Source organism: Alteromonas sp. MmMcT2-5 (assembly GCF_022348315.1).
Classification (GTDB): domain Bacteria; phylum Pseudomonadota; class Gammaproteobacteria; order Enterobacterales; family Alteromonadaceae; genus Alteromonas; species Alteromonas macleodii.
This window is the reverse complement of the sequence record NZ_JAKRFB010000022.1, coordinates 90,945-104,717: the sequence shown is the minus strand read 5'-3', so window position 1 is coordinate 104,717 and position 13,773 is coordinate 90,945. Positions and strand designations below refer to the sequence as shown.

Below are 13,773 nucleotides of genomic sequence, written 5' to 3'. Positions count from 1 at the left end.
TAGGCTCCAAGCTGAAAGTAAACCACCTCCGCAGCCATTTATTGGTGTGGTCTACAGAGGATTATGTCTTTTTAGAGGGGAAAATCCCTAGAACCCCTTAATGAGGCCATCAAGGATGTAGATAGCTTCATAAACGCCACACGGAATGAAGTGGCTGAATAAAGCTATGTAAGTGTCCGAGACGTGATAATAACCTATACCGCCATACCCCCCATAACGGATATGATACTCTGATAATAGGTTCTGTTCGTACACGTTCCACTTGGTACCATCAGCTGATGCTGATTTACCTGATCCCCAGAAGGATGGCAGCTCAAACTTGTTATAAGCATTCACGGTTTTTACAATAGCTTTTTCAAGTTTCTCTTCAGTGACATACTTTAAATTCAGCCAAGCAACTTGCTTACGGCTTAAGGTCTTGATTGAGCGAGCTGTTTGAGTTGGCCCAAGATTGCAGCCATAACAAAAAAGGGTCGATATAAAGCGTTTACGAGGATTATCAAGTTTGCTTTCAAATCCAGATACAGGCTTAAACAATTTGTGGGCGTCCAGCCATTGCTCGGATTCTACCAGAATATCGACAATGCTCTTTTCCTCAAGAGAGTCCCGTAAGGCTTCATCAAGCTTCTTGAGTTGTTGGGGCTCAGGGATATTCTGATGTCTTCTAATCACAAGCTGATCATTATTGAAATCAAGAAACTCATTGGATTGAAATTGCTCGTCCACCTGAGTTGATAATTCGCTGAGAGTTTTCTTTAATTCAGTTGCAAAGGTTTTGCTATCCTTTGAAAAACCTAGCATGTCAGTATATTCAGATAAACCTTGCTCGTATTCATCCCAACTGATTAGTTCTTTGCGATAATCTGAATGTTCCAGGCTGTAACGAATGAATAAATCACCTGAGCTGAGTTCATTCTTGATCCGAGACAGAACACACAACTCAAAGTATTTACGGTTGACCGTTTTCGTGTCTGCGTTGAATATCAGCTTCTTCCATTTATCGTTCACCCAGGGCTGCGCGACAAACTCCTCATAGTGACCCAGTTCCTGCTTGTGGGTATTTCGATACTCCAGAATGGTTTCTAGCGCCAGTAGAATCGAGCTATCTTCAGATGATGACCCTAACTCTAAAAGCTCCAAACAGTTCAGAAGCTGGGCACGTTGCGGTTTATACAATTTAAGCATAAAGGGATAATAATTATTTCCAGCATAGGCTAAGTGCTCTTCACACTCAGCTAATAGTATCGCTGGCTCTTCGCTCATGGCGTTTCGAATATCCGACAGTGATGGCGGTACGCCAGCTTCATTATCACCATAAGTTTTTAAGACATTACGAAACTGGCTGATAAGTTTTTCCGTTCGCTGTGTATGCTCCTGATGGTATTCCATCAGTCGGGTCTCCGCAGATTGGTGCAACTTATTCAATTTTCGTTTAAAGATACCCGCCACGTCGTCTAAGGATTGACTTAATTTTGATTGGATCATCAACACCATCAGTGTGTAACGTTTGGCCTGCTTCATTTCTTTTAAGTGAAAAGCATCCAATGAACGAGCCTCTAAAGTGAAATGATGTTTCTTCGTTAACGGTAGGAACTCCATATTTGGTAAGCGTTCGACTAGGCCTTGTAACCATTGTAAATGTTGAAGGTAGCTTTTGACTTCTTTATTCGTGGGTTTTTTAACTTCTCGTTTAATCGAGTCCCAGCGTGTTTTACTTCCAGAGCTATTAAGCATTCTATCCAACTCAGCTGTCAGCTCATGATTCAGCTTTCTATGCGTTTGCTTGAAATAGGCATCGTTGACTTGCTTTTTAGCTGATTTAGCGTATTTTACCAGAGTTGAGAAGCCGGGTAATTCATAGCGCTGTTTAACCAACCCTTCAATGACTATATTGATAATATCAGCGATTTCATGCTTTTTCTCAGATGCTTCGGATGACAGCTTATGAAGCAATAATGTTGTTTTATCATTGCTTTCAATTAGCTTAATGTCTAGATACCTTCTCACTAAAGCCTTTAACCGGGTTCGACTTCCACCTCTATCGAACCGTGATAAGTACTTTCTCGGAGCGCTCCTCATTTTCATCTGCTCAGAAATATGACTAATAATCTTGTTAGGGATGTCAGGAGACTTGAGAAAATACCCCAAACGCTGAGTTAATTTAATATGGACTAACAGGGCAAGCTGATCCAATTTGCGCCGGCGCTGCTGGCGAACATAGGCAATATCCTCGGGGGTGGGTGTATATACAGACTGTAATTCAGACTGACTCATGTTAGGTTTAATGCGCGGGTAAGCGGTTTCATTGATTGTTGTCATAGAGATATAAATACCAGCGACGGATCTCGAGGCCAGCTAGGAGGTCTGATTATTTGGTTACATTACAAAATGTTCGACTGTTTAGCTCAGCCACAATCACCTTGCAGTTTATCTAAAGTAATTTTAGTGCTGAGAAGTTTATTAAACTTGCGCAAGACGTTTAGTGTCCAAGTTCAATCTATACTGAATTCATGCTTAAAACTCATGATGAAGTGGCCCAGTCACTGTACTGCATTATTTTAGCTGTTCAATAAAGTGTTGCTGAATCTTATGCGATGAACCAATGTAACGAAGCGCCGTTTTTGGATCTTTCCAACCTACATATTCCATAAGCTCTTTAAGGCTCCAGCCATTACTGTCGGCCCAGGATGCGAACCCCCGTCGTAACGAATGACTACTAAAGGCATCAGGGTGTAATAGTCCAGCACCACTTGCACACTCTCGAACAATATTAATGATTGTATTGGATGTCATGCTCTTATGATTAAAATGTCCCCAGCGGTCGATCCCTACAAATAGCGGTCCTTTGCTTAATTCAGCGGCCGTAACCCAGTCCTGATAAGCAGTGACAGGGCAGAGTTTTTGCAAAGCTGGAACTTTATAGGTCACCCCTTTATTATCCCTATCGCCTTTCGTAGTAGGAAAATACAGTGACATTCCCTTGTTGGGGATCATGGTCACGTACTCAACATGGATATTAGTGAGCTCATCTGCTCGAAAAGCACGCCAGAACCCGAGTAGCAGAATGGCTTTATTTCGAATGAGTCTCAAGCCTTTCCTATAATCCTTTGACTCCTTTATCGACTCCTCAAGCCACTGAATAATGATTTTCAATTCTTCTAATTGGAGAGGCCGAGCCTGCTTGGTTTGGTATGCATGCGTTGCTCGGATACCTTTCATTACTTTTTTTACTAATGGTGCTTTCGTAGGATCTGGAAAACCGTATTCATGATGCCATTTTGCAAGTACGGCCAACCGGTGTGCTAAGGTGCTTGAAGTCAGCTTATCAGCGTAGTGACTGAGATACTGTGCAATCGCAGTTGGAGTGGCAGGTAAGAGTCCCCCCCAGTGACGCTCATAGTGTTCAATGGCGGTACGGTAACTGCGTACCGTATTTTCGCGAGTGGCTGCGTTGACGTAAAAACTCACTAAATCAATATTTTTAGAATCGGGCATATATGCGTGTTATGTACGACTTTATCTCATCATATCGTCCAAAAATGTCTATCACAATAGATAATCTACTATTATCTAAAATGAATTTTCGAAAGCTATAGACCACGTAGATAACACAGTAATAATATGTATATACATATTATGTATTACATTACAAAATAATCAGAGACTTAAAAAATGGCGCGCACAGGCATCTCTCAATTTGACGTTGAAAAAGCATATAAATCATTGACTTCACAGGGTGTAAATAACCCATCAATTGATGCAATACGAGCTGAGCTGGGTAACACTGGCTCCAAAACCACCATCTCAAAATACCTCAAAGACATTAAAAAGACCCGTACTAACGGTACACTCACCGAGGTCAAAGTCTCCGACGCCATTGGGCACCTGGTAAGCCAGCTTGCTGCCAGGCTCAACGCTGAAGCGAATAAAACCATTGAAGACATGGAGCAAGCCTTTGATAAAGAGCGTAAGTCTTGGAATCAAGAAAAGTCAGGACTTGAGGAGTCGTTAAGCCAAGCCACAGAGCAAAATAAAGCTCTAAGTGATAACATTCACTCACTACAGGCGAAGCTCAATACTGCCAGCCGTGAGAGTGAGCAACTGAACACTGAGTTGCAAGGTATTCAAAGTGACTTGAAAGAACTTACAGCTGTTTGTGGACAAAAAGATGAACGAATTATCGATCTGGAGAAGAGTCTGCAACACAGTTATGACAACTTGAGCCACTTCCGCGAATCCGCTAAAGAACAGCGTGATCAACAAGAGCGCAAGCACGCTGAAGAAGTGTCGGGATTGCGAGCAGAGCAGCGAAAGCTGGGGCAAACCATTGCCTCTCAACAGTCAGAACTCACGCAGTTGAACCGTCAGAACGCTGAGCTAATCACCGAAAAGCGGTTGTTGGCCAAGTCACAGCGCGAACTTCAAAACTCATTAAAAGCGTTAACTGAACAGGTGCAGTCAGCCAGTACTGACAGAGAGGAGCTACTAGCGCAACTTGATGCTATAACCAAAGAAAACAATGAGCTAAACACTTCCGTTGTTCAGCTAGAGCATGAGGTTGAGGAATTGAAATCGCCCGAGAAACTCGCAAAAAAACAGGAAGTAGCCAAGTCTAAAAGCTAGCCTTTAAGCACAAAGCTGTGTAATAGTTGGTTAGTATCCACTTATCTTTTGTGAACTAACTGATAATCTGCTAGTCTGCTGCCCTGCATTTATGAGAACGAGTAGAGACTCTTTTTTACCGTGAACCGTCAACTTTTAACTTTCGCTCTAGCCATATTGATTGCCCTGCAATCGGTAGTTGCTGTGGCGGACGTTCATCAGTTTCATCAATCCGGTTCTGAGCATCTTACTTTTGATCACGAGCATCAAAAAGCTCACTCTTCTCCAATACCAGATGATGACAAGCGTTGGTTAGAATCAGAAAAGAGCAAAAGCTACCAGCTTGATTGCCACCATTGTTGTCACTGTCATGGCTCATCACACCCTTTCTTTCTGGGTCGCCAAGATATCTCTGCTTCTCTTTATCAAAAGGGTGCTATTTTAGGCAACCCTTCCCATTACCGTTCCCATATAGCCTTCCCTGATAATCCCCCTCCGATCAGTTAAATACAGTACAAATAAACTTTTATTCTGAGGTATAGCGTTGTGCAAATGCCAACCCAGCTGTACCTGATGTACTTTGATTTTAATTGTGAGGAAATTTCATGAAGAAACTATCCGTTTCTTATGCGATGTGTGCCGTTATTTATTTGCTGTCGGCTTCGGCGCAAGCGCAACCCGTTGATTGGGAGCGCTGGCTGGCATCACAGATAAAGCAGCACCCAGACATCATCGCGGCCCGCGAGCAACTGCAAGGCTCGGAAGCTACTGCGGACGCAGCGGAACAGCCACTTTACAACCCGGAGTTATCTTCTGAGCTGGAACAGGTTGGTGAAGAAAATAACTACCGTGTAGGTGTTTCTCAAACGGTTGACTGGTGGGATAGACGAGGTGCTAAACAGCAGCAAGCGGCTTTTATCCGACAAGCAGCCAAAGCCCAGTATCAGCAACAGGTTATGAGTAAGACTGCTGAGGCTCTATCAGCATTGGTTGAGTGGCGTGCCAGTAATGAAGCCGCCATTATTGCTCAGGCACAAAAAGAGCAGCTTAATGCATTATTGCAAGTGGCTGAAAAGCGCCAAAAAGCAGGGGATATAGGCACTATTGATGCTGAACTCACCTTTCTATCTTTATCAAAACAGCTGGCACAGGTCGCTGAGCTTGAAGTCGCTTTGCAAAAAGCAGAAAGCAGAGTGCGCGAACTTTTGCCACAGTGGACTCCTGAAAAAGGAGGCATTCCCGAAGATTTCTGGCCTTCGGAGCCAGTGTCCATTACTGACCAGGAGTTGTTACAACATCCCTATGTTGCCAGCGCTCAGGCTCGCTGGAAGTCCATCAAGGAAGAGGCCGTAGCAACCCGCCGCGCAGCCAAAGCAGAGCCGACCTTTGGAGTCAATGCTGGTCGCGACGGTGGAGAAAATACTGTCGGCCTGACCTTCTCGATTCCTTTGAATGTACGTAATGACTACAGTGCCGAAACTCGTGTGGCTAATCGTGCAGCACTAGAAGCAGAGGCCCGATTCTTGGCCGTTTATCGCAATCTACGGTTTGACTGGCAGGCTGCACAAGCTGCCTGGAAACGTTATGACGAGCAATACCGACGCTGGCTCGAGCTAGCTCGTGGCAGAGTTGAAAATAGTGCTGACTTGTTGGAACGCCAGTGGCGAAGCGGCGACCTATCAACAACTGACTACCTGCTCGCTCTCAACCAGCGTTCGGAGAGCCTGCTGGCAGGAATCTCACTCGAAAAGCACACACAACTTGCGTTAACCGAAGTGTTGCTGCACTCCGGCCAGCTCAGAGCTGTTGCACCAACTGCGACTAAGCCACTGAATTAAAGATAGGATAATGAACATGAATAGATTATTGATAGCGATGCTAAGCGCCGCAATGACTGCACCAAGCATAGGGCTTGCAGAAACGATGAGTGGTGAGGCGCACGAACATGATAAGAGCAAGCCTGCTCAAGAGGTTATTGAGCATAAGGATGATGCGTCTCACAAGGAGCACCCATCAAATGCCACGGATGAACATGAGCGTCATGGTGATACAAAACATGGGTCTAGCGATAGTTCCCACAATGAAAGTCATGATGATGCGGGACACAGCGAAAGTAATACTGAAGAAGATGGACATGGGCATCAAGAAGAAGCTTCTGCCACTACGGCACTAAATGCTACTCAAATGACGATTGCTGATATCCAGGTTGCTCCTCTCACTGCCGAGCGCGTTGATTATGAGTTCTACGCACCAGGGGAAGTTCTTTCTAATGGATACACTAGCTACATAGTGTCACCGCGAGTAGCTTCCGTTGTATTACGTCGTCACGTAGCATTGGGCGCTCATGTCGAACAAGGTCAGCCACTGGTAACCCTGTTCAGTGAGGATGTGGCGCAGGCCCAGGCAGACTATCGCACCGCTTGGCCTGAATGGGAAAGAGTCCGCAAGCTCGGTCGCAAAACCGTTGGAGAGCAGCGTTATATCCAGGCCAAAACCAGCTGGGAGGCTGCTCGGGCAACGTTGCAGGCCTATGGGTTAGCTGAGTCAGATTTGCAGTCTCTGGCATCGCAAGATATTAAGGCATTGGGCGAATATACCCTACGTGCCGAAACCGATGGTTCTGTGTTATCTGACGACTTCGAGCAGGGGCAGCGCGTCGAAGCTGGTTCTCCTCTGATCAAGCTGGCCAATGAGAAGCAGCTCTGGGTCGAAGCACACCTTCCAGCAGATCAGTCTATATCACTTCCGCTCGGTACATTGGCTGACATTGTGGCTGGTGATATCCGAATTCAAGGCAAGGTATCCCAAGAAGCACATACCATAAACCCCGTTACACGAACCCGAACAGTGCGCTTATTGGTGGACAACCTGGAGCATAGGCTGCATCCGGGACAGTTTGCAGAGGTCTTCTTCCGTTTTCGTACAGAAGAGCCGGTATTGGCTGTGCCAGAGTCAGCACTGATGCGAAATCCCGATGGAGACTGGGCAATTTTTGTAGAAGAGAGTCCAGGGCAGTTTCGCTCTCAAGAAGTTGAACTAAAGCGAGCACTAGGTTCGTTGCGTGAAATTAACGGCATTGTTCCCGGAACACGTATTGTTACCGACGGTGCCTTTTTTGTTGCTTCACAAATCGCCAAAGGCGGTTTTGATCCGCATAACCACTAAGCATTAAGGAGACTCTATGTTTAATCGAATTGTCGATTGGGCGGTCACTAACCGTTTGCTGGTGGCGATTGCGCTCATTACACTAACGGTCAGCGCCTTTTTTATTATTCCAAGGCTGAATCTTGATGCATTTCCGGATGTTACCAACGTTCAGGTCTCGGTCAATACTGAAGCTCCTGGCTTGGCTGCTGAGGAAGTCGAGCAGCTGATAACCTATCCGATTGAAGCTGTCATGTACGCTCTGCCTGATGTAGAAGAAGTAAGGTCTATTTCAAAGACTGGCTTGTCTGGCGTTACTGTTGTGTTTAAGGAAGGCACTGATATTTACTTTGCCCGGCAACTGGTATTCGAGCGACTTCAGGCTGCCAAAGAGCTGATTCCAGAGGGCGTTGGTACACCCGAAATGGGGCCAAACACTTCTGGGCTGGGGCAAGTCTATCAGTATTTACTGGTTGCCGAACCCGGTTCGGGTTTCGATGCCATGGAGCTACGCAGCTTAAATGACTGGGTGGTCAAGTTGTTGCTTATCCCGGCCGAAGGCGTGACTGATGTGCTGTCTTTCGGCGGTGAGGTGCGTCAGTATCAGGTCGATCTGAATCCGTCAAAGCTGTTATCTTACGATCTGACCCAGGACGATATCATGGCGGCTCTGGAGCGTAACAACACCAATGTTGGCGGCTGGTATATGAACCGTGGTCAGGAGCAATTGGTGATCCGAGGTACCGGCTGGCTCGATCATGGCAAGCAAGGGCTGGAGCAGATCCGTCAAGTTCCCCTGAAAACGGTGGATGGCACCACTATCACCGTATCGGATGTAGCCAAAGTGAATCTGGGTAGCGAAATCCGCCAGGGCGCAGTGACCATGACACGCCGAACTTCGGATGGGAAAGTTGAGACACTAGGCGAAGTCGTCTCAGGCATTGTATTAAAACGTTTAGGCGCCAATACCAAAAGCACCATTGATGGGGTTAATGCCCGTATCGAGCGTATTAATCAGGCGTTACCGGAAGGAGTTAAGTTCGAGGCTTACTATGATCAGGCCGATCTGGTGACGCAAGCGGTTGATACCGTTGTCAATGCTCTGTTACTGGCGTTTGTCTTCATTGTGGTCATTTTGGCGCTGTTCCTAATGAATTTGCGTGCTACCTTACTGGTACTGATCTCAATTCCAATTTCCATCGGTATTGCTTTGATGGTGATGGCGTGGTTTGGTCTTTCGGCAAACTTAATGTCTCTAGGCGGTATTGCCGTGGCCATTGGCATGCTCGTGGATGGCTCTGTAGTGATGGTCGAAAACATGTTCAAACATTTGACCCATCCCGATGCCACCCATGACAAAGATAGACAGACAATGGTTCAGGATGATCCAGATCCTGTTGATGCAGCTCATGATAGCCATGGGATTGCTTTACGCTTGCAAGAAGCTGGCAGAGAGGTAGCAAGACCTATATTTTTTGCGACAGCAATTATTTTAGTTGTCTTCATGCCGCTATTCAGTTTCGAAGGGGTCGAAGCCAAACTGTTCCAGCCGATGGCTATCAGTATCATGCTGTCTATGCTGTCCGCGCTGGTTGTAGCTTTAATCATAGTCCCAGCATTAGCCACCTACCTGTTTCGCAAAGGGATACGCCCGCGGGAGAGTTTCGTCTTGAAACCACTTGATAAACTCTACCGCAAGGGTTTGTCGTGGGCTATGAGCCACAGTAAGGTCGTCGTTGGTATTGCTGTAACGCTCGTGGTTGCGGCAGCTTTAGTAATACCGCGTCTGGGTACCGAGTTTGTGCCTGAACTCGAAGAAGGAACGGTCAACCTCCGGGTAACTCTCGCTCCGTCCTCCAGCCTGGATACTGCGCTTGAAGTCGCTCCAAAACTCGAAGCAATGCTGATGGAATTCCCGGAAGTCACCTATGCGTTATCACGCATTGGACGTGCCGAAATTGGCGGTGATCCAGAGCCAGTGAATAACATTGAGATCTATATTGGTCTTAAGCCAGTGCCAGAATGGACCAGCGCCGATAATCGTTATGAACTTCAATCCCTGATGGAGCAAAAGCTGGAACAACATCCCGGATTGCTGTTCAATTTTTCACAACCAATTGCCACCCGTGTGGATGAGCTGTTATCGGGGGTTAAAGCGCAACTAGCGATAAAACTCTTTGGTAAAGATCTTGATGTGCTGGCTGAAAAAGGGCAGGCAATTGAGGCAGTGGTCAAAAAGATCGACGGTACGCGTGATGTTGCCATGGAGCAAATTGTCGGTGAAGCTCAATTGGTCGTAAAGCCCAATCGCCGCGCATTGTCTCGTTATGGACTCGACGTAGCGGATGTCATGGAAGTGGTTCGAAATGGGCTTGGCGGTGCCAGCGCTGGACAAATCATCAATGGTAACGAACGTTATGATATCTATGTTCGGTTGGATGAACGTTTTCGCCAAGATCGCGAAACTATTGCTGACCTTCGTTTGCAGGCACCTTCAGGAGCCTGGGTTCGCCTTGGTGATGTAGCCTCTGTAAATATTGCTTCCGGCCCGCCGCAGGTTCGCCGCGATGATGTTCAGCGCAGAGTAGTCGTTCAGGCCAATGTGCAAGGGCGTGATATGGGCAGTGTGGTAGCAGATATTCGCGCAGCGATTGCTGAACAAGTTGATTTGCCAACGGGTTACTCCGTGGATATAGGTGGACAATTCGAAAATCAACAGCGAGCACAAAAGCGTCTGTCGCTGGTCGTGCCATTATCGCTGGCGCTTATTGCCTTGTTGCTTTACTTTGCCTTTGCTTCGGTTGGTCAGGCTATGCTGATCCTGGTAAATGTACCTCTAGCCGTTATTGGTGGGGTGTTCTCACTCTGGCTGTCAGGGCAGTATTTATCAGTGCCCAGCTCGGTCGGATTTATTACCCTGTTTGGCGTCGCGGTACTTAACGGTGTAGTGATGGTTGAAAGTATCAATCAGCGTATCAAGGATGGCCTACCTGTCAGTGAAGCCGCTTTTGATGGTGCCGTATCCAGGCTTAGACCGGTATTGATGACAGCAGTGACATCTGCGTTAGGTTTAATACCGATGTTGCTATCAAATGGCGTTGGCGCAGAGATACAAAAACCGCTTGCCAGTGTTATCGTAGGCGGGCTGATAACAGCCACATTTTTAACACTGTTTGTGTTGCCCGTTCTGTTTGCCTGGTTTTCAAAAGGTAAGTTGAAGGAGAAACACTAACTAGCAATCTGCCGGCTCTATTTTGGAGTCGGCAATACTTTATAATAGCAAGATGGTTTGAACCAACACCCCATTAATGCTGAAAGCTCGCCCATTTTCGTATCGAGGACTCTCCGCTTTAGACTATAGTGATCGGGGAGGGGGAAAGCCAATATCAAAAAATGCAAGGTATACCTATGAGCCAGAAATGTAACCGTGACTGCAAAGCAGATGCTACAGATGAAACACAAGATATTACTAACGACGACAAGTTATTTGAAGGGGCACATGTAAGCGAATACCACGTTCCTAAAATGGACTGCCCATCAGAGGAAAGCATGATCCGAATGGCACTGGACAGTCTTGAGCCAAGTGTAATCCTCGAGTTTGATACACATAAACGCATAGTTAGAGTGCTTCATCACCTTGAACTCAGGGACATGGTAGAAGACCGGATAACGTCTCTTGGGCTTGGGGCTAGATTGGAATCAACTAACGCTGTGGACAGCGAGATTATCCATAAAGCAAGGTTGACGGCACAAAATGAAGAAGCAGAGGAAGCTGGGATACTTAAAATGCTATTAGCTATTAATGCAGTGATGTTTATTACAGAACTTGTTATCGGCTGGTGGGCACAATCGACCGGATTGATAGCTGATTCATTGGATATGTTTGCCGATGCAGCAGTGTATGGGGTGGCACTATACGCCGTTGGGCATGGCGTCCGAAAAAAACTCCGTGCAGCGCATATATCAGGATGGTTACAGATTATATTAGCTCTGGGTGTATTAACAGAAGTTGTGAGGAGACTGGTTCAAGGGAGTGAGCCTGAGTCAAACCTTATGATGGTGTTTGGCTTAATTGCCTTGGTAGCAAATGTCTGGTGCTTAATCTTAATTGCCAAAAAGCGAAATGGCGGCGCTCACATGAGAGCAAGTTGGATTTTTTCTGCTAACGATGTCATCGCTAACGCAGGCGTTATTATTGCCGGAGGATTAGTGGCATGGACGGGCTCACAATATCCAGACTTAATCATTGGGTTTATCATTGGATTAATTGTTTTAGTTGGCGGTATTCGTATATTGAAGATCAAATCCTAAGGTAGGAATAGAGCTCCACAAGAGGTAATCTTAAATGCATGATCATTCGCACTCACATGGTTCAAATAATCGTATAGGTTGGGCATTTTTTCTGAATGTCACCTTTACCATTATCGAATTTATAGGAGGTATCTTAACCAATAGTACCGCCATCATGGCCGACGCCGTTCATGATCTTGGCGACAGTTTATCCATCGGATTTGCTTGGTTTCTCAGTAAAGTTAGTGAAAAAGGTTCAAATTCAGAGTTCACCTATGGTTACCGCCGGTTATCATTGTTCGGTGCACTTATTAATGGTCTAGTCCTCATTATTGGTTCCGTCTGGGTTCTGACAGAAGCTATCCCTAAACTCCTGCAACCAGAAATGCCTATAGTTGAGGGCATGATCGCCTTAGCCGTGTTTGGGGTGCTAGTTAATGGGTTTGCGGCTTATAAATTAAGTAAAGGCAAAACTCTTAATGAGCGTGTACTCAATTGGCATTTATTGGAAGATGTACTGGGTTGGGTTGCAGTTTTAATCGTTTCCATCGTACTTCTTTTTGTTGACTGGCCCATTCTTGACCCAGCTTTATCAATTCTTTTCACTCTCTATATTTTAATTAATGTTGCTAAAAACCTTTGGCACACTATAAGGTTATTTTTACAGGCAATCCCTGACAAAGAACTGTCAAAATCAGTTTATAAAACCTTAATAGAACTCAAAGAAGTGGATAGTATCCATCACCTGCACTTGTGGTCATTGGATGGAGAGCATCATGTACTTACTGCTCATCTAGCTCTACAAGAGGCACTGTCTACTCAACAGCAACTGGAGTTAAAAAAGTCCATAGCAGAACGATTGAGTAAATTTAATTTAGAGCATACGACCATTGAGCTTGAAATGACAAATGAGCAATGTCGCGATGATTCTCAAGCTCTGTAATTGGGAGTGTACAGCTATAATTTATATTGTGGCCGCACTGTAACTGGTACCCTTGACCTATGCGTCGATTAATTTATTTCGTTGAATCAAATCTTGTTTGGTTTGTGATTATTGTAGCTGGAGTTGGCCTGATATTGCCCGAATCCGGGAAGTACCTCGACTCCTCAATAGCCCCTTTACTTGTGATTCTGATGTTTGTGATCAGCCTTACATTTGATGCACATGCCGTACGAATAGTCTTTCGCAAACCGTCAAGACAGTTTTTGGCAATGGGGCTCGTCTATGGCCCGATTCAATTGCAGGCTTCTTGACTGGTCGCCTTTTTCAATGCGGTCAATACAGCCTTTTCTCCTTTCGTAGTTCCGCTCCTTTTTCTATGGCTGACAGGGATACAGCTAGAAGTCCCTCTCGTTTCCATCATCCTGGAGTTAGCTCTAGTTGTTTTAGTGCCTACAATTCTCGGTGTAACCTTACGCACCAACTTTCCGACGATTATTTCAAAGCATGATTCGACTTACGCAGGAATTGGGTCAGTCTTCTATCTTGTAATATTACTTGCGGTAGTGGCTTCCAATGCAGAAACCATCATTGGTTATGGATAGTATGCTTTTGTAATTGCTGGAGCAGCTTTAAGTCTAAATCTTTGTGGCTACTTAATTGGAATGGCTTCACGGTTTATAACGACAGACCGACCGGAAGTCATCGCATACCTATTTACTGTCAGCAAAAAAGAATTTAGCATTGCAGCGGCTTTTGTGGCTGCATCCCGGTTGCCATCAGAAATAGTAATACCA

At 45.6% G+C, this 13,773-nt stretch carries 9 protein-coding genes; 7 read left to right on the top strand and 2 right to left on the bottom strand.

The features are described 5' to 3' along the window. Nucleotides 1-87: 87 nt before the first annotated feature. Both MHN09_RS11290 and MHN09_RS11285 read right to left on the bottom strand, forming a co-directional pair. Complete coding sequence (locus tag MHN09_RS11290) at nt 88-2,319, bottom strand: Tn3 family transposase (protein WP_239240736.1); 2,232 nt, start codon at nt 2,317-2,319, stop codon at nt 88-90. Between the two features lie 234 nt (nt 2,320-2,553). Continuing rightward, nucleotides 2,554-3,495, bottom strand: coding sequence for a site-specific integrase (locus MHN09_RS11285; protein WP_053909437.1), 942 nt, complete (start codon nt 3,493-3,495; stop codon nt 2,554-2,556). 177 nt (nt 3,496-3,672) lie between these two features. Between MHN09_RS11285 and MHN09_RS11280 the strand changes: the two genes are divergently transcribed. From MHN09_RS11280 to MHN09_RS11250, 7 genes are all read left to right on the top strand, one after another. Continuing rightward, the gene (locus MHN09_RS11280; protein ID WP_018624881.1) at nt 3,673-4,623 is read left to right on the top strand and encodes a DNA-binding protein; all 951 of its coding nucleotides are present in this window, start codon (nt 3,673-3,675) and stop codon (nt 4,621-4,623) included. 120 nt (nt 4,624-4,743) lie between these two features. After that, nucleotides 4,744-5,109 (top strand): hypothetical protein, encoded by a 366-nt coding sequence (locus tag MHN09_RS11275; RefSeq protein WP_106646697.1) that lies wholly within the window; start codon nt 4,744-4,746, stop codon nt 5,107-5,109. 98 nt (nt 5,110-5,207) lie between these two features. Next, nucleotides 5,208-6,440 carry a TolC family protein gene (locus MHN09_RS11270; protein WP_045980007.1) on the top strand — a complete coding sequence of 411 codons (1,233 nt, stop codon included), beginning with the start codon at nt 5,208-5,210 and terminating at the stop codon, nt 6,438-6,440. Nucleotides 6,441-6,456: 16 nt separating this feature from the next. Further along, complete coding sequence (locus tag MHN09_RS11265) at nt 6,457-7,767, top strand: efflux RND transporter periplasmic adaptor subunit (protein WP_045980006.1); 1,311 nt, start codon at nt 6,457-6,459, stop codon at nt 7,765-7,767. 16 nt (nt 7,768-7,783) lie between these two features. Next, nucleotides 7,784-10,978 (top strand): CusA/CzcA family heavy metal efflux RND transporter, encoded by a 3,195-nt coding sequence (locus MHN09_RS11260; RefSeq protein ID WP_018624877.1) that lies wholly within the window; start codon nt 7,784-7,786, stop codon nt 10,976-10,978. Between the two features lie 176 nt (nt 10,979-11,154). Beyond that, complete coding sequence (locus MHN09_RS11255; RefSeq protein ID WP_045980005.1) at nt 11,155-12,057, top strand: cation transporter; 903 nt, start codon at nt 11,155-11,157, stop codon at nt 12,055-12,057. A gap of 34 nt (nt 12,058-12,091) precedes the next feature. Then, a complete protein-coding gene (locus MHN09_RS11250; RefSeq protein WP_045980004.1) occupies nt 12,092-12,979 on the top strand; it encodes a cation diffusion facilitator family transporter in 888 nt (295 codons plus the stop codon). Nucleotides 12,980-13,773 lie beyond the last annotated feature (794 nt).

Excerpts from the sequence above, each read along its gene's own strand:
- MHN09_RS11290 (WP_239240736.1), bottom strand. The coding sequence starts at position 2,319 with ATGACAACAATCAATGAAACCGCTTACCCGCGCATTAAACCTAACATG.
- MHN09_RS11285 (WP_053909437.1), bottom strand. The coding sequence starts at position 3,495 with ATGCCCGATTCTAAAAATATTGATTTAGTGAGTTTTTACGTCAACGCA.
- MHN09_RS11280 (WP_018624881.1), top strand. The coding sequence starts at position 3,673 with ATGGCGCGCACAGGCATCTCTCAATTTGACGTTGAAAAAGCATATAAA.
- MHN09_RS11270 (WP_045980007.1), top strand. The coding sequence starts at position 5,208 with ATGAAGAAACTATCCGTTTCTTATGCGATGTGTGCCGTTATTTATTTG.
- MHN09_RS11265 (WP_045980006.1), top strand. The coding sequence starts at position 6,457 with ATGAATAGATTATTGATAGCGATGCTAAGCGCCGCAATGACTGCACCA.
- MHN09_RS11260 (WP_018624877.1), top strand. The coding sequence starts at position 7,784 with ATGTTTAATCGAATTGTCGATTGGGCGGTCACTAACCGTTTGCTGGTG.
- MHN09_RS11255 (WP_045980005.1), top strand. The coding sequence starts at position 11,155 with ATGAGCCAGAAATGTAACCGTGACTGCAAAGCAGATGCTACAGATGAA.
- MHN09_RS11250 (WP_045980004.1), top strand. The coding sequence starts at position 12,092 with ATGCATGATCATTCGCACTCACATGGTTCAAATAATCGTATAGGTTGG.